Origin of the sequence: Kribbella sindirgiensis, from assembly GCF_004331435.1 — a bacterium.
Classification (GTDB): Bacteria; Actinomycetota; Actinomycetes; order Propionibacteriales; family Kribbellaceae; genus Kribbella; species Kribbella sindirgiensis.
In genome coordinates this window covers 635648-654956 of sequence record NZ_SJKA01000002.1, presented here as the reverse complement: position 1 = coordinate 654956, position 19309 = coordinate 635648, and the positions used below count along the sequence as shown (strand labels likewise).

Below are 19309 nucleotides of genomic sequence, written 5' to 3'. Positions count from 1 at the left end.
CTGCAGTAACAGCCAATCCCGGCCTCCGATAATCAGGTGTGCCGAAAATGAAGCTGGGCGCCGCGTTCTACGGGCTGATCGCGGTCGGGGCGGTGGTGGCCGCGGTGCTGATCCTGCGCGGGGACAGCAGGTATACCGGTGCGGACCGGTGGTACCTGATCGTGAGGGCGGTGCTGTTCCTGCTGATCGGGGTGATGTTCGCCGTCGGAGCGGTCACGCGGCGCGGGCTGATGTCCGACGAGGGGCCGCGAATCTGCCGCCGGGGCTGGGTCGTGCTGCTCGCCCTGGTAGGTGCTGAGTTCGTGGTGTACGCGGTGGGCGGTGAATGGGGCACGTTCCCGAGCATCGCGACGGTCTTGTTCCCGCCGTGGATCAAGCGGGCGCAGGAGAAGTACTACGAGGGCCGGGACGAGGCTGAGCGGGAGCTCAGTCCAGAAGCGCCTGACGAAGTGCGGCCTCCGACTGCTTGAACCAGTGGTTGGTGCGGTCGGTGAGCTCCGCCTCGCCGGTGGTCCAGCGTTGGCGGAACCACGGATGGCCCGCTTCCGAGCCGCGGCGGACGTAGTCCATGCACCAGATGTGGTTGTCGGCGGCGGCGTCGACCAGGCGGAGGCGGTCGGCGTCCGTGAGGTCGTACGCGTTCGCGAAGCGGCGAAGCCGGGCGAGCGACTGCCCACGCCGTACGTCGTGGATGTCCGCGTCCGGGCGCAACGGGGCCCACAGCCGGACGGCGGTGGCGACGTCCCACAGGGCCGACCCGGGTCCCGCGAGGTCGAAGTCGATGAGGGCGACCGCGACGCCGTCCCGGAAGACCACGTTGTCGAGGTTCGGGTCGTTGTGGCTGATCAGCCCGGTCACGTACCCGGCCGGCACCGGCTCGGCCCACTCGAGCCCAGCGGGCCGGAAATCCGCCACCGCCTGGTGGTAGGACCGCAGCAGCACCGCCACGCTGTCGAGGGCCGCATCCGTCGTGGACCAGGAGGGGTACGGCGCTGTCACGGTCTCCCCGGGCAGGTACGAGAGCACCTCCCGCCCCTGCGAATCCACCCCGAGGAACGCCGGAGCACCCTTGAATCCGACGTTTTCCAGGTGCTGTAGCAGCGCATGCGTCGCCGTACTGCTGGCGCGCAGCGGCCGCCGGACGGTATCCCCGACCCGCACCACCAACCCGCGGTTCGCCGTACCTCCGACCAACTCGACCTCAGGAGCAGGCATCGCGGGTCAGTCTGACTGTTGCAGCAGGGCCTTCGCCAGGGGTGCGTGGGTAACGATCGCGTTCACCAGCCCGCTGCGTACGGCCGCCCGCACCGCCTCCACCTTGGCCAATCCGTACGGGATCGCGATCACCTCGTCGATCGTGTCCATCTGCTCGGCGTTGATCGCGATCACCCGGTCGGTGACCCGGCTCTGCACCGGTACGCCGTCCGCGTCGACGAAAACGCCGGAGATGTCCGCCACGACGCCGCGTTTCTGCAACTGCTCGCAGGCCTTCTCGTCCATTGCGTCGTACAGCGTCGACTGGCCGGCCGACCACGAGCCGAGCCCGACGACCGCCTTCGACACCGAGTCGAAATGGCTGATCGCCTCCGCGACCTCGGGCTGCTGCCGCAACGCGCGCGCCGTCGCGGCGTCCGGGACGACGAGCGGCGCGTAGAACAGGTACGCCGGTCCACCCGACAGACGCGCGGTGTGCCGGACGAGCTCGACCGAGTTCGCCTCGACGTCCGGACGGGTCAGCGCACCCGTCAGCTGCACGACCGGCACCGGGGCGAGTGAGGTCAGCTGCTCGGTCATCGCGGTCACGGCCCGCGCCCAGGCCAGCCCGAGCACGTCGTCGGGTGTGACGATCTCCGACAGCAGATCCGCCGCGGCCTTGCCGAGCTGCGTCCGCAGAGCGGGCTCGTCGATCTCGGGGGTGTCCACCACGATCGCCCGGCGCAGCCCGAAGGCCTCCTGCAGGCGGGCGGACAGGTCGAGATCGATCGCGCCGGGATGGCTGATCTCGATCCGCACCAGCCCACTGCTGCGCGCCTGGTCGAGCAACCGCGCGACTTTGAACCGGCTGAGCCGGAACTCGTCCGCGATCTCCACCTTCGATCGGCCGTCGACGTAGTACCGCCGCGCGATCGACGCCGTCAGCACCAGCTGTGCCGGCCCGAACGTCTCCATCCAACGCCTCCCCGCTCATATGAGCACACCTGCCCCCAAGTGTTGCACAGACCCTTGACAGGTCAACCCCCTTCCCGGTTCACTCATGGTGTGAGCGGAGGCGTGCTCAAATGAGCGGAGGCAGATGTGCTGAGTAGGCGCAAACGCATCGGAGCGGTCGCCGTCGCATTCCTGGTGAGTGCGGTGAGCGGCTGTGCGGGCTGGGGTGGCGGCGCGGGTGGCGGCGGTGCGGACAGCATCAACGTGCTGATGGTGAACAACCCGCAGATGGTCGATCTGCAGAAACTCACCGCCGACAACTTCACCAAGCAGACCGGTATCAAGGTGAACTTCACCGTGCTGCCGGAGAACGACGTCCGGGACAAGATCAGCCAGGAGTTCTCCAGCCAGGCGGGTCAGTACGACGTGGCGTCGGTGAGCAACTTCGAGATCCCGATCTATGCCAAGAGCAAGTGGATCGCGCCGTTGTCGGACTACATCGCCGAGGATCCGTCGTTCGACCAGGACGACGTCCTGAAGCCGATGACGCAGTCGATGACCGCGGACGACGGCAAGATCTACGGCGAACCGTTCTACGGCGAGTCGTCGTTCCTCATGTACCGCAAGGACATCCTGGCCGCCAAGGGCGTCACGATGCCGGACAAGCCGACCTGGCAGGAGGTCGCGGACATCGCGGCCAAGGTGGACAACGCGCAACCGGGGATGCGCGGGATCTGCCTGCGTGGCCAGCCCGGCTGGGGCCAGCTGTTCGCGCCGCTCACCACGGTGGTGAACACCTTCGGCGGCACCTGGTTCACCCAGGACTGGCAGGCGCAGGTCAACTCGCCGGAGTTCACCGAGGCGACCAAGTTCTACGTCGACCTGGTCCGCGCGCACGGTGAGGCGGGCGCGCCGCAGGCGGGCTTCACCGAGTGCCTGAACAACACCATCCAGAGCAACGTCGCGATGTGGTACGACGCCACGTCGGCGGCCGGTTCGCTCGAGGCGCCGAACTCGCCGGTCAAGGGCAAGATGGGCTACGCGCCCGCGCCGGTCGTGAAGACCGACAGTTCCGGCTGGCTGTACGCGTGGGCGTGGGGCATCCAGGAGGCCTCGAAGAAGAAGGACAACGCCTGGAAGTTCATCTCCTGGGCGTCCGGCAAGGACTACGAGAAGCTCGTCGGCGAGAAGGTTGGCTGGTCCAACGTTCCGGCCGGGAAGCGCGCGTCGACGTACGAGCTGCCGGAGTACGTCAAGGAGGCGTCGGCGTTCGCGGAGCCGACCAAGAGCGCGATCGAGAACGCGGACCCGGAGAATCCGGGCACCCAGCCGCGGCCGGCGCCGGGGATCCAGTTCATCGACATCCCGGAGTTCCCGGATCTCGGGACCCAGGTCAGCCAGGACGTGAGTTCGGCGATCGCCGGGCGGATGAGCGTCGACGAAGCACTGAAACGCGGGCAGGTGCTCGCCGACGACGTCGCCGAGCGGTACCGCTCGCGGCAAGCGAAGTGAGGGGCGAGGTCATGTCTGTCGAAGCGAAACCCGACACCAAGGCAGCCGGGCGCCACGCCACGCCGCCGCCGGGCTCCGAGGGCACGCTGATGCGCAGGACCGGCGACTGGGCCCGGCGGGCGCCGTTGCTGCCCGCGCTGGTGTTCATGATCATCGTGACCCAGTTGCCGTTCGTGGTCACGATCGTCGTGTCCTTCATGGACTGGAACGCGTACTACCCCGACGAGCGCGGCTTCGCCGGGATCGACAACTTCCGGCGGGTGATCACCGACGCGAACACCCGGCACGCGATCTGGGTGACGATCCTGCTGACCGCGGGCGTCGTCCTGATCAGCCTGGTGCTCGGGCTGCTGATCGCGCTGCTGCTGGACCGCAAGTTCCGCGGCCGGGGCATTGTCCGGACGATGATGATCACGCCGTTCCTGGTCGTCCCGGTGGCCGCGGCCCTGCTGTGGAAGCATGCGCTGTACAACCCGACGTACGGCCTGTTCAACGGCGTGCTGAAGTGGTTGTTCGGCGACAACGCGCCGCAGCCGGACTGGATCAGCAACCAGCCGCTGTGGTCGATCATCTTCGCGCTGGTCTGGCAGTGGACGCCGTTCATGATGCTGATCCTGCTGGCCGGTCTGCAGAGCCGTCCGCTGGACGTCATCGAGGCGGCCGGGATCGACGGCGCGAACCAGTGGGAGATCTTCCGCTACATGACGCTGCCGCACCTGCGCCAGTACCTGGAGCTGTCCGCGCTGCTCGGGTCGATCTACGTCGTGCAGAACTTCGACGCGGTCTTCACGATCACGTCCGGCGGCCTCGGGACGGCGAACCTCCCGTACACGATCTACCAGACCTTCTACACCGCGCACGACTACGGCCGGGCGTCCGCGGCCGGGGTGATCGTGGTGATCGGCACGATCGCCATCGCCACCTTCGCGCTGCGCTCGGTGTCCACGCTGTTCCGAGAGGAGACCGGTCGATGAGTGGGCAGGTCACGATCGTGACGGGTAAGAAGAATCGTGGTGGCGGGTTCGTGCTGGGCGGGCTGGCGTGGATCGTCGGGATCCTGTTCGTGCTGCCGGTGCTGTGGATGCTGCTGACCTCGTTCCACAGCGAGGAGGACGCGGCGAAGAATCCGCCCGACCTGGGCGCGCCGCTGACCTTGGCCGGCTACAAGTCGTTCTTCGACACCGGACCGTGGCCGTCGATCGCGAACTCGCTGACCGCGAGCATCCTGTCCACGGCGCTGGTCATCCTGCTCGCGTTCCCGGCGGCGTACGCGCTGTCGATCCGGCCGGTGAAGAAGTGGACGGACGTGCTGTTCTTCTTCCTGTCCACCAAGATGCTGCCGGTGGTGGCCGGCCTGCTGCCGATCTACCTGTTCGCGCAGTCGGTCGGGTTCCTCGACAACGTCTGGCTGCTGATCATCCTCTACACCTCGATGAACCTGCCGATCGCGGTCTGGATGCTGCGCAGCTTCCTTTCCGAGGTGCCGGTGGAGATCCTCGAGGCGGCCTCGGTCGACGGGGCGACCCTGTCCCGCACCCTGCGCTCCGTGGTGGCCCCGATCGTCACACCGGGGATCGCGTCGGCGGCGTTGATCTGTTTCATCTTCAGCTGGAACGAGTTGCTGTTCGCCCGGGTGCTGACCGGCACGGTGGCGCAGACGGCTCCGGTGTTCTTGACTGGGTTCGTGACCAGTCAAGGATTGTTCCTCGCCAAAGTCTGTGCCGCGTCCATCGTGGTGTCGTTGCCGGTGCTGATCGCCGGGTTCGCCGCCCAGGACAAGCTCGTCCAGGGGCTGTCGCTGGGGGCGGTCAAGTGAGGCTGTCCGCTGCCGCCGTGGATGCTCTGGGCAATGACGTCGCGGTGCCGTCGTACGACCGTACGGCGGTGACGCCGGGGATCGTGCACTTCGGGGTCGGCGGGTTCCACCGGGCGCATCAGGCGATGTACCTGGATCGGCTGATGAGCGACGGGAAGGCCCTGGACTGGGGGATCGTCGGCGTCGGCGTGCTGCCGCACGACCGGCGGATGGCGGAGGTGATGGCGGCCCAGGACTGCTTGTACACGTTGGTGGTCAAACACCCGGACGGGACGCTGGAGCCCCGGGTGATCGGTTCGATCGTGGGGTACCTGTTCGCGCCTGACGATCCGGACGCCGTGCTGGCCCGGATGGTCGACCCCGCGACCCGGATCGTGTCGTTGACGATCACCGAGGGCGGGTACCACGTGAACCAGGTGACGGGGGAGCTCGACATCGCGGGGTTGGAGGCCGACCTGGAACCCGGGGCGGTCCCCAGCAGTGCGTTCGGGTTCATCGTGGAGGCGTTGCGCCGGCGGCGGGCGGCCGGCGTACCGCCGTTCACCGTGATGTCCTGCGACAACATCCCGGGCAACGGGCATGTCGCGCGCAAGATGCTGGCGTCGTTCGCCCGGCTCCAGGACCCGTCGATGGCCGAGTTCCTGGAGAACGAGGTGCGGTTCCCGAACTGCATGGTCGACCGGATCACGCCGGTGACCGCGGACGCCGACCGGGCGGCGCTGGCCGAACGGTTCGGGGTCGAGGACGGCTGGCCGGTGGTGTGCGAGCCGTTCACGCAGTGGGTGCTCGAGGACGACTTCGGCGGCGAGCGGCCGCCGTACGAGGAGGTCGGCGTCCAGATCGTCGAGGACGTCGAACCGTACGAGTTCATGAAGTTGCGGCTGCTGAACGCCTCGCACCAGGCGTTGTGCTACCTCGGGTTCCTGGACGGCTACCGGTATGCGCACGAGGTGTGCCAGGACAAGTTGTACGTCGACTTCCTGCTCGGCTACATGGACCACGAAGGGACGCCGACGTTGCCGCCGGTGCCCGGTGTCGACCTGGACCGGTACAAGCATCAGCTGATCGAGCGGTTCGCGAATCCCGAGGTACGGGACACGCTGGCGCGGCTGTGCGCGGAGAGTTCGGACCGGATCCCGAAGTGGCTGCTGCCGGTGGTGCGTGAGCAGCTCGCGGCCGGCCGGGAGATCAAGCGGTCGGTGCTCGTGGTCGCGTCCTGGGCGCGGTACGCCGAGGGCGTCGACGAGCAGGGGCAGCCGATCGAGGTCGTCGACCGGCTGCGCGACAAGCTCGTCGAGCGGGCGCAGCACAACCGGGAGGACCCGCTGGTGTTCATCTCGGATCCGGACCTGTTCGGGGACCTGGCGTCGGACGAGCGCTTCGTCACGCCGTACAGGGCCGCCCTGAAGTCGCTCCACGAGATCGGCGCCCGCGCCACCCTCGAAGCGCTCTAGTTTGGGGTCATCACCCATGACTCACTGCGCAAGCCCTGTCATTCAGGTCGGGGTAAGCAGTGAGCGTTCGACAGCGGGCGGTTCGGCTGCTCGATGTACCGGTCGATCGTCGTCAGAAACTGTCGTAGGCCAGGTGCAAGATGTGGAGTCATGAACACCGCCGCCAGTTCAGCGCGTTACACCTACCGTCTGCGCGTCGGTTCCGGCGCTGGACAGGTGCTGTTGTCGGAGTGGGACCGTTGCCGCTGGGTGTGGAACCAATGCGTCGCCGAGTCCAGGTCGGCGTACGAGCGCGGGGAAAATATCGGTCCCGCGACGCTGGACAAGATGTGCACGCAGTGGCGTGCCGACAACGCGTGGCTGCGGGCTGGTGCGTCGATCCCGCAGAAGCAAATTATCCGCGACTTCGGCAAGTCCCGTGCCAAGGCGATCAAGGACATCGCGGACAAGCTCCCGATGCGCAGACGGTCGGGCATGCCGGGCTTCAAGAAGAAGAAGCTGACAGACCCGAGTCTCAACTACACCCGCAACGGCTTCCGCCTGAAGGCCGGCAAGCTGAACCTCGCCGGGGGCCTGTCCGTCACTGTGGTGTGGTCACGGAAATTGCCATCTGTGCCGTCGAGCGTCCGCATCTACCGAGATTCGCTTGGGCACTGGTACGCGTCGTTCGTGGTGCTGACCGAGACACAGCCGCTGCCTGGGACGGGCGCCGTCCTCGGTATCGATTGGGGAGTCAAGGACATCGCGACGACCACCAGCGATGACCACGACTTGCCACACCCCGGTTTCGGGACGAGAGCAGCGGCAGAGTTGGCGGCTGCCAACAAGGCCATATCGCGGCGTCGCAGTCAGAAGGGACACCCGCAGAGCAACGGCTACAAGAAGGCGAGGAGGCGCCGCGCGAAGATACTGAAGAAGGTCAGCCGCCAGCGGCAGGACTACGCCCGCAAGTGGGCGAAGAAGGTTGTCCGCGACCATGACGCGCTGGCACTGGAGGACTTCCGTCCGAAGTTTCTCGCCAAGTCCACGATGGCCAAGAAGGCTGCCGACGCCGCCATCGCGGCTACCAAACAGGCACTCCTCGACATGGGCCATAAGCACGGCAGGACCGTCCTACTGGTACATCCCGCGCACACCACGATGGACTGCGCGCAATGCGGAGCGAGAGCCAAGCACGCATTGCCGCTGGGTGAGCGGACCTACACCTGTACCGTGTGCGGAGTGGTCTCGCCAAGAGACAAGAACTCCGCGCGTGTGATGCTCAACCGGGCAGGTCTGAACCCGGATGGTGCCGATCGCGGAAGACCCGTTCAGTCGCCGACTGGAAAGGCAGCGTGAGCCATGAATCCCAACAGCGCTACCGATGGGCGGAATCCTCGCTCATCAGGGCAGGGAGCAGTCAATGAGCTGAGGCTGGTCGCCGGTGTGGACTGCTCCACCCAGGCGACCAAAGTTCTGGTGTGCGACGCCGAGACCGGAGCGGTCGTTCGCGAGGGCCGGGCGCCGCACCCGGACGCCACCCAGGTGGACCCGGCCGAGTGGTGGAAGGCGTGGGAGATCGCGTCCGACGGCCTGCTCGACGGCGTCCAGGCGGTGGCGATCGGCGGTCAGCAGCACGGCATGGTCCTGCTGGACGACACCGGCGAGGTCGTGCACCCGGCGGTCCTCTGGAACGACACCAGTTCCGCCGACGCCACCACCGAACTCATCACCGAACTGGGCGGCCCCGAAGCCTGGGCCGAAGCAGTCGGCTCCGTCCCCGTACCGTCCTTCACGGTCACCAAGCTCCGCTGGGTACGGGACAAGGAGGCGGCGCGGCGGGCGGCTGCTGTTGTGTTGCCGCATGACTGGATGACGCATCGGCTGGCGGCGGACCGTTCCGGGATCGAGGGGATCACCACCGACCGAGGGGATGCGTCCGGGACCGGGTGGTGGTCGCCGGCGACCAACAGCTACCGGCCGGACCTGGTCGAGCTGGCCTTCGGTCGCCAACTTGCTTTGCCTCGGGTTGCCGGGCCGGCGGAGGTCGTCGGCCAGACCTCCTTCGGCGCCGCGCTCGCAGCGGGCACCGGGGACAACGCCGCGGCCGCGCTCGGCCTCGATCTCCAGCCCGGCGACGTCGCCGTCTCCCTCGGCACCAGCGGTACGGCGTTCGCGCGCTCGGCGCACCCGACCGCGGACCCGACCGGCCTGGTGGCCGGTTTCGCCGACGCCACCGGCGAGTACCTGCCGCTCGTCTGCACGCTGAACGCGGCCCGCGTGATGTCCGCGACCGCGCAGATGCTCGGCCTGGACCTGTCCGCCTTCGACGAGGCCGCGATCACCTCGGCGGGCAGCGACGGCCTGGTCCTGCTCCCGTTCCTGGACGGCGAACGTACGCCGGACCTCCCGCACTCGACCGGCCTGATCTACGGCCTCACGCGCGCGACCATGCAGCCCGCGACGATGGCCCGCGCCGCCGTCGAGGGTCTGCTCTGCGGCCTCGCCGACGCCGTCGACGCGCTCCGCGACCAGGGCCTGCCGGTGCACCGCGTCCTGCTCCTCGGCGGTGGCGCCCGCTCCCGCGCCGTACAGGCTCTCGCTCCGGCCCTCCTCGGCGCCGAGGTCGTCCTCCCCGAACCTGCCGAGTACGTCGCCCTCGGAGCCGCTCGCCAAGCGGCCTGGGCGTTGTCCGGCGCGGCCACTCCGCCGACCTGGCAGGTCCCGGTCGGCAAACCCGAGCCGGCGATCACCGTCGACGCCGCCGCGATCCGCGCCAACTACGGACAGGTCCTCACGAAGACGCGCTCCCTGCTGGCGGACCCTTACAACCGGTAGCGTCATGCCTCGATGACGACCCAGCCGTACCAGCCCTTCCAGCCTGAGAGCCGGCGCCGCCCCGATCGGAAGCTCCAGGCCATCATGACGTTGGGCGCGGCGGTGCTGTTCTTCGTGTTCGGCTACTACGAGTGGCACGAGGTCCAGGTGCTGAAGCATCGCGGCGTGGCCGTCGAGGCGACGATCGACCACATCAGGACCGGGAAGCGGGCCCGGATCACGGTCAGTTACACGACCCGCGACGGTGAGCCGGTCACCGCGACGACTCGGTACTCGACGACGACCCGCGCGGTCGGGGACAAGATCCGGGTGGTGTACGACCCGGAGAAGCCCACCCGGATGCAGGTGGCCGGCGAGCTCGACTACTTGGCGACCTACATCACGGTGGGCTTCGGGGGCATCCTGTGCCTGGCTGCCCTGGTCCTCGCGCTCTGGCCTCGCGGCCCGTCGAACCAGGCACCGCCGCAGGTCTCGCCCTACCCTTGGTGAATGGTGTACTTCGGTGGGTTGCTCGGGGTGATCGGGCTGCTGACGTTGCTGTTCCGGGACGGTGACGTCGTCGGGCTGCCTGCCGTTGCGGCCGGGATCGGGCTGCTGGTGATCGGCGCCGGGGTTGGTGCGCTGGGTGCGGTGCGCCGCCGGGCGGTCCGGCGGCGGAAGATCGCCAACGGCGAGCCGGTGCCGGTCGGGAACGTGATCGATCGCGCCAAGGCACTGCCGCGGCTGCTTCGCGACGTCCGCCGGGGCGCCTACACCGACCTGCCGAAGAGCCGCACGTTCCTCTGGCTGCTGGCCCTCGTCTACCTCGTCTCGCCGATCGACATCCTCCCGGATCTGCTCCCGATCATTGGTGTCACCGACGACGCGGGCGTCGGCGTCTGGCTCCTGACGAGCGTGTCGACCGCGGCGGGTCTTTACCTGCGGAAGGAACGCGAGCAACTCCCGCACGAGCCGCCGACCGGCCGGCGGGCTACGGACGGCGGCTGACCCAGTCGGCCACGTCCTCGGCCGCTTCCTCGGGATGCTCGTACGCGAACCGCTGCAGCGGGTCCGCGGGCGGCTCGCCCGAGCCGAGACGGTTGGCGGCGGCAACCAGTTGCTCGGCCGCGGCGAGCACCCGAGCCGCCTGCGCGACCGCCTCCGCGGGATCGTCCAGCCCGACCGCTTCGGTCGCCAGGTCCGCGACCGCGCACGCCTGGTAGGCCATCGCCAGTTGCCCGGGCGTCATCCGAACGCCCGTACGAAGAACAGCCCGGTCATCAGGACGGCGGTGCTGAGGACCAGCCCGCGGAGCATCGTCGGAGGCAGTCGCCGGACGAGGTGCGCCCCGGCGTACCCGCCGATCACCGCGCCCGCGAGCAGGGCGACCAGATGCAACGGCTGTGAGAGTACGTCGGCCGCGAACACGAAGATCACCGCCGCGGTCAGGTAGACCGCCGCGACCTGGATGACCCGTAGCGGGTTCCCGCGCGCCGGGTCGAGGGTGGTCGTCGCGGTCCAGAACGCGAGCATCATCAGCCCGACCGCGCCGCCGAAGTACCCGCCGTAGATCGCCAGCAGGAACTGCCCGGCCAGGATCGCCACCGGGCCCGGTCGCCCGAGCCGGAGCGCCTCCGTGAGCCGCTTGCCGAAGGCGAGGACGACGGTCGCGAACGCCAGCAGCCACGGGACCGCCGCGTCGAAAGAGGCCGAAGGCAACAACAGCAACAGGCCCGCCCCGACCGCCCCGCCGGCGACGCTGGCCAGAGTGAGCCTGATCGGCGACGGCCGGCTGAAGCCCTCGATCTCGCGGCGGTAGACCCAGGCGCTGGTCGCGTTCCCGGGCAGCAGCGCGACGGTCGTGGTCGCGTTCGCGGTGACCGGCGGCATCCCAGCGGCGACCAGGGCGGCGAGGGCCACGAAACTCCCGCCGCCGCCGACGGCGTTCAGCGCGCCGGCCGCGACACCGGCCAGGAGGATCAGCAGCACCCTTCGAGGATCCGGGTTCGGGGTGCACTCCACAATGCGCGATCGCCGTAGCCAGCCTTAGTCTGAGCCGTAGGCTGGTCCCATGCGGTACGACCTCGATGACCTCAGGCTCTTCACGCACGTCGCCGCGGAAGGCTCGATCACCGGCGGCGCGCGCGTGATGCACCTCAGTCTGCCTTCGGCGAGCGCGCGGGTCAGAGCGCTCGAAGCGCAGGCCGGCGTACCCCTGCTGGTGCGCGAGCGACGGGGGGTCCGGCTCACCCCGGCCGGCGCGACCCTGGCCCGGCACGCCCGCGAGGTCCTTGCCGAGACCACCCGGTTGGACAGTGCGGTCGCGTCGTACGCCGTGTCGCGGTCGGCGCCGATCCGCCTGGTCGCCGGCGGGTCCGCGATGCACCAGCTCGTCCCGGCCGCCCTCGCCACGTTCCTCCGCGACCACCCGGAGTACGACGTGAACGTGAGCGAGCGCCGTACGATCCGCAGCGTCCGCCTGCTCGCGGCCGGCGAGGCGGACCTCGGCGTGATCCTCGACGACGAGCCGACCCAGTTGCGGACCGAACCGCTGGCCGACGACTCGCTGGTGGTGATCGGTCAGGCCGGCGGCACCCTCTCCGGACGGACGTCGATCGCGTACGCCGAGGTTGCCGAGCATCCCCTCGTCGGTCTCGTGCCGAACTCGCCGCTCAGTCAATGGATGGACGATCGCCTCGGACCGCACGCGCCGGCGCCGCGCTATCGGACCGTCGTCCCCACCCTGCACGCGCTGATCACCCTGGCCACCGCGGGCGCGGGTCTCGCGATCGTGCCACGCCGGGCGGTCGACGCCAGCACCGCCGTCGAGATCTGCCCACTGCAGGACTCCTGGTCCACCCGCCGGCACCTGCTCTGCTATGCCGCGAACGCCCCCGAGCCCGCCCACCTGCTCGCGACCCACCTACACACGGCCGCCACCCGCTAGCGTCCCGAGTGGAACCTCGCGACACAGTCCGGAGCAGCTACCCGCGCCGCCGAGGTACAACAGGGGATGGGGGCATGTGGGGAGTCCTACCCGCCCGATTCGGGCAGTAGCTCTCCCCAGTCCTGGTCGAAAGTCTCCCCAAACCGGTTTGGGGAGACTGTGTGTGGACTGGGGAGCCGCACTGCCCGATTCGGGAGGGCAGGACTCCCCAAACTGGTTTGGGGTCGCCTCGCGATCGCCGCGGCTCCGGGCGACCTGAACGCTGCGGTGGCGGCCTACGAGCCGGTGATGCAGGCTCGCGCGACCGAGGCCGCGAAGCTCTCCGCGCGGACGCTGGAGATGATCTCCGGGCAGGACGCCGCCGAGAAGGTACTGCGGTTCTTCCAGCCTGACCCCGTCGACTAGCGTTTCGGGTATGAACCCGGACGAGGCGATTCCCCTGCAGGCGTTCGGTGCGTTGCTGCACAGCCAGAACCTCGGCATGGTGTGCCGGGCCCTGAACATGTACCAGGTGGCCGCGGCGTACACGCAGGTGAGTGGCGGAAACCCGCTCGAACCGATGGCCGACGAGGTACGGCAGGTCGCGCGGGGGATCCTGGCCCGGCCACCCGTCGAGGCGGACGCGGACGTCCCGGCCGGCTTCGACCACGTCAGTGCATTGAACGTGTTGACCATCCTCGCCGAGCCGGACGACCTCGGCCTGATCACCGGAGTGCTCGAGCACCCGGTGAACGACCAGGTCCGCGCCGTCGCTTCGCTGGCAGCAGACACCGCACGCCGAAAGCCGCCTGGAACGTAGAGATAGCGTTGCGTCCATGCGTGCGTTGACAGTTGAAGAGGCCCGGCAGCGGGCGGCGGACCTGGCCCTCCGGTCGTACGAGATCGCGTTCGACCTGACAGGTACCGGGGACACGTTCGTCACGACCAGCCGGATCCGGTTCGGGGCCACCAGCAGTACGAGCTGGGTGGACGTGAAACCCGAGCGACTGATCAGCGTCGAACTGAACGGCCAATCTCTCGACGCCGAAGCACTCGACGGCGGCCGTTTCCCGCTGACCGACCTGCAGGCCGAGAACGACCTCGTCGTCAGCGCGGAGCTGAGATACGCCGCCGACGGCGAAGGACTGCAGCGATCCGTCGACGCCGCGGACGGTCGCGTCTACACGTACGGCATGTCGTCCCTGGAGTCCGCCCCGCGGTACTTCCCCTGCTTCGACCAGCCCGACCTCAAGGCGCCGTACACGATCACGGTGAAGTGCCCCGAGGACTGGGTCGTCCTCGGCAACGGTGCGGCCACCCGGACCGCGCCGGGGGAGTGGACGCTCGCCGAGACCAAGCCGCTGTCGACGTACTTCGTCACGCTGGTCGCCGGCCCGTACCACCAGATCCGCAGCGAGTACGACGGGATTCCGCTCGGACTCGCCTGCCGGCAGTCGCTGAAGGAGCACCTGGAGCGCGACGCCGAGGACCTGTTCCGGACCACCCGCGAGGCGTTCGACGAGTACCACCGGCTGTTCCGGCAGCGGTACCCGTTCGGCGAGTACTGGCAGGCGTTCGTCCCCGACTTCAACCTCGGCGCGATGGAGAATCCCGGCTGCGTGACGTTCGCCGACAGTCTGGTGTACCGCGGGCAGGCGACCGAGGCGGAACGCAGTACCCGGGCGCGGATCGTCGTGCACGAGATGGCGCACATGTGGTTCGGCGACCTCGTCACGATGAAGTGGTGGAACGACATGTGGCTGAACGAGTCGTTCGCCGAGTACATGGCGCAACGGGTGTCGGAGGACGCGACCAGCTACGGGGACAACTGGACCGACTTCGCGTTCGTCCGGAAGTGGTGGGGGCTGCAGACGGATCAGACCAGCTCCACCCATCCGGTCGCGCCGGACAGCCTCAAGGACGCGCGGCAGTCGCTGGACGACTTCGACGGGATCTCGTACGCGAAGGGCGCGGCGGTGCTGAAGCAGCTGGCCAAGTATCTCGGTGACGACGTGTTCCTGAAGGGCGTCAACGCGCACCTGGAGGCGCACGAGTACGGGAACGCCGATCTGCACGAGTTCCTCGCGAAGCTGACCGAGGCCGGTGCGCACGACCTCGACGCGTGGTCGGACCAGTGGTTGCGGACGTCGGGGGTTGACACGATCTCGGTCGAGCGGACGCCCGGTGGTGTCGTCCTGCACCGGAAGAGTCCGGACGAGTCGCGGCGGTTGCACAAGTTGAGCGTCGGGGTGTACGACGCCGACGGGTCGGGCGCCTCGGTCGACGTGGTGATCGCGGACGACTCGGCAGAAGTTGTGCTGGGCAACGATGCCGGTGTGGTGGTGCCGGATGCGGGGGACGACACCTGGGCGAAGATCCGGTTGGACGCGGTCAGTCTGCGCAACCTTCCGGCGGTGCTTCCTGCGATCGTGGACGGCACCACCCGGGCGGTGATCTGGAACTCGGTCCGGGACGCGGTCGCGGACGCCGAGCTGGACCCCCGGCAGGCGCTGGACCTGTTCGTGGCCGCGCTTCCGCACGAAACCAGTGACATCGCGGTCGGCTCCCTCGTGCAGTGGCTCGAGACGCGTCTGCTCGGGCGTTACCTGGACTACGACCGGTACCACGGTCTCGCGGCCGACGCGCTGCGCGACAAGCTGGTGACGACAGCATCGGGCAGCAGCCTCCAACTGGTGACCGCGCGCGGCCTGATCTCGACGACCGACGACGCCGGCCTACTGACCTCCTGGCTCCAGGGCACCGGCGCTCCTGACGGGCTGGAGATCGACGCCGACCTGCGCTGGGCAGTGGTCCTGCGGTTGGTGCGGCTCGGAGCGTACGGCGCCGCGGAGATCGACGCCGAGCTCGCACGCGACCGGTCGACCGAAGGCGTCAACCAGGCCGCTCGTTGCCGTGCGGCGCTGCCCGACGGCAAGGAGGCGGCCTGGACACGGATCATGACGGACCCGGGCGTCGGCGTGAAGGAGTTGCTGGCCGCGGCCGAGGGGTTCTGGCACCCGGCGCAGGCCGCCGTCACCGCGCCGTACGCGCGCCGGTTCTTCACCGACATCGCGCACACCGGCGAGATCCGGGCCGGCATGGTCCTCGGACTCACCGCGCACCGGATGGCGCCACGCTTCGTCGTGGACGCCGACCTGATCGCCCCGGCCGAGGCGCTGATCGCGGACGAGACCGTGGTGTCCGGCATCCGGCGCCAGACGGCCGACTTCCTCGACGACCTGCGCCGCGCGGTCGAGGTACGCCGTACGTTCGGCTGAGGCAGGCCCGTTGTCAGCGGACGGTGAGGCGTTCCGCGACGGCCTTGCGGGCCTGGTGGATGCGGGCCTTGACGGTGCCGAGCGGGACGTCGAGTTCGTGGGCGATCTCGGCGTACGTCATCGCGCCGAGGTCGCGCAGCACGAGCGGCTGGACGAGTTGCGGGTGGCTGGACTCGAGCGCCTCCAGGGCCTCGAGCAGGTCGAGGCGCGACCCGGCGATGACCGAGGTGGTGCGCGGGTCGACGGACTCCGGCATGACCTCGGCCGACTGCTCGACCGCGCGGCGCTTCAGCGACCGGTAGGTCTGCCGGGCCTGGTTGGTGGCCACGATCGTCACCCAGCCCGCGAAGCTGCCCGTGCCCTTGAAGGTGTGCACCTTGTTCACCACCTGCAGCAGGGTGTCCTGGACCGCTTCCTCGGCGTCCTCCCGGTACGGCAGGAACTTGGCCACCCGCCGCTGCACCTGCGGCCGGATGGCCTGAAGAAGTTGTGGAAGCACTGTCTGGTCCCCAGACGCCGCCCGGGCCCCGAGTTCTTCCAGCTCTTCGGTCATGCTCCCCCTTTTAAACCTGGTTGTGGTCGACAATAGCCGGGATGGATGTCATCGGGCGGTACCGGTTACGGGACAAGATCGGCGCGGGCGCGTTCGCGACTGTCTGGCGGGGGTACGACGACGACCTGGACGTCGACGTGGCCGTCAAGGTTCTCGCGGACAACTGGGCGTCGCGGGCCGACGTCCGCGAACGCTTCCTGTCCGAGGCGCGGTTGATGCGGCGGATCTCCAGCGACCGCGTGGTGCGGGTGTTCGACCTGGGCAAGCTGCCGGACGGACGTCCGTACTTCGTGATGGACTACGTCGGCGGCGGCACGTTGGGCGACGTACTGCGGCAAGGGCCGCTCGACGCCGTGGACGCGCTCTGGTGGGGCGCGGACCTGGCGCGCGCGGTGGCCGCGCTGCACGGCGAGGGCGTGGTGCACCGCGACGTCACCCCGGCGAACCTGCTGCTGCGACCGGGTGACGAGGCCGGCGGCGGAACCCACCGGATCGTGCTCGCCGACCTCGGTCTGGCGAAACGGGCCGCCGAGGCGTCCGGTCTCACGCAGGCCGTCGGTACGCCGTCGTACATGGCGCCCGAGCAGGGCCGCGGCGACGGAGGGTTCGACGAGCGAGCGGACATCTACGCGGTCGGCGCGGTCACGTACGCACTCGTCACCGGGCATCCGCCGTACTCCGCCGGCTCGATCGGCGACGTACTGAACCGGGACCCGGACCTGGCGCCGCCGAGCCTGCGCTCGGTGCTGCACGACTCGGTGGGGCAACTCGACGACGTCTTCGCGCGGGCGCTGGCCTACCGCGTCACCGACCGCTGGGAACGCGCGGACACGCTGGCCGAGCGGCTGGAGGCGGAGGCGTACCGGCTGGAGCAGGAGGCGCCGCTGCGGGCGGCCGAGCGCACCGCGATCACCGACGACGACCTGGACACAACCGTCGCGACCGATCCTCCGGTCCGGCGACGCCGTCGCAGACGTGCCTGGTTCCTGCTCGCGCTGCCGGTGGTGTTCGTCGCCGCGGGTGCCGGCGGATGGTTCCTCTTCGGTCGGTAACTGCATAGAGTAGTCATATGGCTACTGTCAGCAGTCTTGCGGTGATTCTTGCCTTGCTGGCTCCGACCAATCAACCGATCGCGACCAATCAACCGATCGCCACCTATGCCTGTCGCGCCGACACCAAGTTCGGCCGGCACACGATCTCGGTGCGCCAGGCCGTCGACGCGCAGGCGCCGGCCGTCGTACCTGCGAACACCCGCTTCACCATCGCCGTCCACCTGCAACCCGGAACGCTCCCCGGCGAGGTCAAGGGCTTCAAGCTCAAGGAGGTCCGCGACCTCACGCTCCGGGTGCCGATCCCGGCGAACTCGTCGTACGTCAGCGCCGGCCTGGCCGGCGGCTCGGGCCTGAACTCCACGCCGTCCGTGCAGCTCGAGGGCAATACCGCAGTCCTCAAGGTCGCCGGCCCGATCCCTGGTGGTGCCACCTTCCAGCTCCCCACACTCAGCGTCCGCCTCAAGTCCGGCCGCGCCGGAACCACCATCGAAACGAAGCTCAAAGGCAGCAGCTACGACGACCCAGGCCTCACCTTCCAGGCCAAGATCAAATGGAAGTTCATCACCACCACCGCCCCTGTCTCGTGCTACCCCGATCCCAATCCCGCCCTGACCCGCACCACGATCCGCTCACCGCATTTGGCTGGCTGACCCACCAAATCAGGGGTTGTGCACCGTGAGTCAGGGTGTGCAACCCCTCATTTGGCTGGCTGACCCACGAAATTGGTGGGTCAGCCAGCCAAATGCGGGGTGGGGTTGGGTCAGTAGGTGACTGTGATTCGTTGGGCGGTCGGGTCGATGTGGACCTGGCCGCCGTACGGGAGGACCAGCATCGGGTCGGTGTGGCCGATGTCGAGGCCCTTCACGACGACCGCGCCGGGGTTGTACTCCGCCAGCGCCCGATCGACGGCGATGTACTGGTCGGCGACGTACGCGACCGACTGCTCCGGCGTCAGCGTCCGGTCCAGCGACCGGGACTTCGGACGGCCCCAGAGCATCGCGTCGAACCGTTCCAGCAGACCGCGCTCGCCGAGATTGCGAAGCATCCAGTAGACGTGCTCGGACGGCGGCATCTCCTCGCTGGTCTCGCAGAACAGCACCCCGCTGTAGGACTCGGTCGGCAGCATCCAGCGGTTCGCGGCGAGCTGCCAGTCGATGATCTCGATGCAGCCGCCCCACAGCTTGCCGGTGACCTCGCGTGTGCCGCTCCAGGTCCAGCCGGTGCCGGGGAACAGCGGCGGCTCGGTCTCCAGGTTCGCCGGGACTGCCCAGTCGTGGTCGACGTCGGTCCAGCCGGCGGCCGGTGTCAGGTCGAACTCGCCGCCGCCGAAGATCGCCGTCCGCAACGACCGTTCGGTGTCGGGGTGCATCGCGCCGCCGCGGCCGAACTGCACCATCACGCTGCCGCCGTAGTAGCCCGGCAGGCCGAGCGAATGCAGGAAGTTCAGCAGATTGGTGTTGTCGCTGTACCCGAAGAACGGCTTCGGGTCGGCCTGGAAGATCGCCGGGTCGAGATGCTTCAGCACGGTGATCTGGTCGGATCCGCCGATCGACGCGAACACCGCGCGGATCGACGGGTCTGACCAGGCCGCGTGCAGGTCGGCGGCCCGCTCGGCCGGGGTGCTCCGCAGTTTCCGAGTCGTCGGGTACTCGACCGGGTCGAGCCCGAAGTCGTCCCGCAGCCGGCGCAGACCGAGCTCGTACGGACCCGGGAAGATCTCCGGCAACCCTCCGGACGGCGAGACGATCGCCACCCGGTCACCTGGCTTCAGCAT

21 protein-coding genes are annotated in these 19309 nt (G+C 68.9%); 15 read left to right on the top strand and 6 right to left on the bottom strand.

All coding sequences use genetic code 11. The features are described from left to right. Positions 1-47: 47 nt before the first annotated feature. Positions 48-470, top strand: a complete 423-nt coding sequence (locus E0H50_RS07830) for a hypothetical protein (protein WP_131285911.1) — start codon at positions 48-50, stop codon at positions 468-470. On the opposite strand, the gene E0H50_RS07825 is transcribed toward E0H50_RS07830, so the two are convergent. Further along, positions 427-1215 (bottom strand): phosphotransferase, encoded by a 789-nt coding sequence (locus tag E0H50_RS07825; protein WP_131285910.1) that lies wholly within the window; start codon positions 1213-1215, stop codon positions 427-429. The genes E0H50_RS07830 and E0H50_RS07825 overlap by 44 nt on opposite strands. Before the next feature lie 6 nt (positions 1216-1221). Then, entirely contained in the window at positions 1222-2169 is a 948-nt protein-coding gene (locus E0H50_RS07820) for a sugar-binding transcriptional regulator (protein WP_202868047.1), read from the bottom strand. A 126-nt stretch (positions 2170-2295) separates the two neighbouring features. Between E0H50_RS07820 and E0H50_RS07815 the strand changes: the two genes are divergently transcribed. From E0H50_RS07815 to E0H50_RS07780, 8 genes are all read left to right on the top strand, one after another. Then, the gene (locus tag E0H50_RS07815; protein ID WP_131285909.1) at positions 2296-3660 is read left to right on the top strand and encodes an ABC transporter substrate-binding protein; all 1365 of its coding nucleotides are present in this window, start codon (positions 2296-2298) and stop codon (positions 3658-3660) included. Positions 3661-3671: 11 nt separating this feature from the next. Then, complete coding sequence (locus E0H50_RS07810; RefSeq protein ID WP_131285908.1) at positions 3672-4634, top strand: carbohydrate ABC transporter permease; 963 nt, start codon at positions 3672-3674, stop codon at positions 4632-4634. Then, a complete protein-coding gene (locus tag E0H50_RS07805; RefSeq protein ID WP_131285907.1) occupies positions 4631-5476 on the top strand; it encodes a carbohydrate ABC transporter permease in 846 nt (281 codons plus the stop codon). Before E0H50_RS07810 ends, E0H50_RS07805 begins: the two co-directional genes overlap by 4 nt. Next, on the top strand, positions 5473-6930 hold the full coding sequence (locus E0H50_RS07800) for a mannitol dehydrogenase family protein (RefSeq protein ID WP_131285906.1): 1458 nt from the start codon (positions 5473-5475) through the stop codon (positions 6928-6930). The genes E0H50_RS07805 and E0H50_RS07800 overlap by 4 nt, the downstream gene beginning before the upstream one ends. A 150-nt stretch (positions 6931-7080) precedes the next feature. After that, positions 7081-8268 (top strand): RNA-guided endonuclease InsQ/TnpB family protein, encoded by a 1188-nt coding sequence (locus E0H50_RS07795; RefSeq protein ID WP_131285905.1) that lies wholly within the window; start codon positions 7081-7083, stop codon positions 8266-8268. A gap of 87 nt (positions 8269-8355) precedes the next feature. Then, positions 8356-9747 (top strand): xylulokinase, encoded by a 1392-nt coding sequence (gene xylB, locus E0H50_RS07790; RefSeq protein ID WP_420323235.1) that lies wholly within the window; start codon positions 8356-8358, stop codon positions 9745-9747. Between the two features lie 12 nt (positions 9748-9759). Then, positions 9760-10236: a DUF3592 domain-containing protein gene (locus E0H50_RS07785; RefSeq protein WP_131285904.1), complete on the top strand. Its 477-nt coding sequence runs from the start codon at positions 9760-9762 to the stop codon at positions 10234-10236. Continuing rightward, on the top strand, positions 10237-10734 hold the full coding sequence (locus E0H50_RS07780; protein WP_131285903.1) for a YkvA family protein: 498 nt from the start codon (positions 10237-10239) through the stop codon (positions 10732-10734). On the opposite strand, the gene E0H50_RS07775 is transcribed toward E0H50_RS07780, so the two are convergent. Beyond that, complete coding sequence (locus E0H50_RS07775; protein ID WP_131285902.1) at positions 10718-10975, bottom strand: hypothetical protein; 258 nt, start codon at positions 10973-10975, stop codon at positions 10718-10720. The two genes, E0H50_RS07780 and E0H50_RS07775, sit on opposite strands and share 17 nt — an antisense overlap. Next, entirely contained in the window at positions 10972-11715 is a 744-nt protein-coding gene (locus E0H50_RS07770) for a sulfite exporter TauE/SafE family protein (RefSeq protein ID WP_131285901.1), read from the bottom strand. The genes E0H50_RS07775 and E0H50_RS07770 overlap by 4 nt, the downstream gene beginning before the upstream one ends. 82 nt (positions 11716-11797) lie before the next feature. Between E0H50_RS07770 and E0H50_RS07765 the strand changes: the two genes are divergently transcribed. From E0H50_RS07765 to pepN, 4 genes are all read left to right on the top strand, one after another. Further along, a complete protein-coding gene (locus E0H50_RS07765) occupies positions 11798-12673 on the top strand; it encodes a LysR family transcriptional regulator (RefSeq protein WP_131285900.1) in 876 nt (291 codons plus the stop codon). 267 nt (positions 12674-12940) lie between these two features. Then, complete coding sequence (locus E0H50_RS07760) at positions 12941-13078, top strand: oxidoreductase (RefSeq protein WP_131285899.1); 138 nt, start codon at positions 12941-12943, stop codon at positions 13076-13078. 10 nt (positions 13079-13088) lie between these two features. Further along, the gene (locus tag E0H50_RS07755) at positions 13089-13472 is read left to right on the top strand and encodes a hypothetical protein (RefSeq protein ID WP_131285898.1); all 384 of its coding nucleotides are present in this window, start codon (positions 13089-13091) and stop codon (positions 13470-13472) included. 16 nt (positions 13473-13488) lie between these two features. Continuing rightward, complete coding sequence (gene pepN / locus E0H50_RS07750) at positions 13489-15930, top strand: aminopeptidase N (RefSeq protein WP_131285897.1); 2442 nt, start codon at positions 13489-13491, stop codon at positions 15928-15930. Positions 15931-15943: 13 nt separating this feature from the next. Here pepN and E0H50_RS07745 read toward each other — a convergent pair whose 3' ends face one another. Next, positions 15944-16483 carry an RNA polymerase sigma factor gene (locus E0H50_RS07745; RefSeq protein ID WP_131285896.1) on the bottom strand — a complete coding sequence of 180 codons (540 nt, stop codon included), beginning with the start codon at positions 16481-16483 and terminating at the stop codon, positions 15944-15946. Between the two features lie 41 nt (positions 16484-16524). Between E0H50_RS07745 and E0H50_RS07740 the strand changes: the two genes are divergently transcribed. Beyond that, positions 16525-17535, top strand: a complete 1011-nt coding sequence (locus E0H50_RS07740) for a serine/threonine-protein kinase (protein ID WP_131285895.1) — start codon at positions 16525-16527, stop codon at positions 17533-17535. 17 nt (positions 17536-17552) lie between these two features. After that, entirely contained in the window at positions 17553-18185 is a 633-nt protein-coding gene (locus tag E0H50_RS07735) for a hypothetical protein (RefSeq protein ID WP_131285894.1), read from the top strand. 110 nt (positions 18186-18295) lie between these two features. On the opposite strand, the gene E0H50_RS07730 is transcribed toward E0H50_RS07735, so the two are convergent. Next, positions 18296-19309 (bottom strand): S66 family peptidase, encoded by a 1014-nt coding sequence (locus E0H50_RS07730; RefSeq protein WP_131285893.1) that lies wholly within the window; start codon positions 19307-19309, stop codon positions 18296-18298.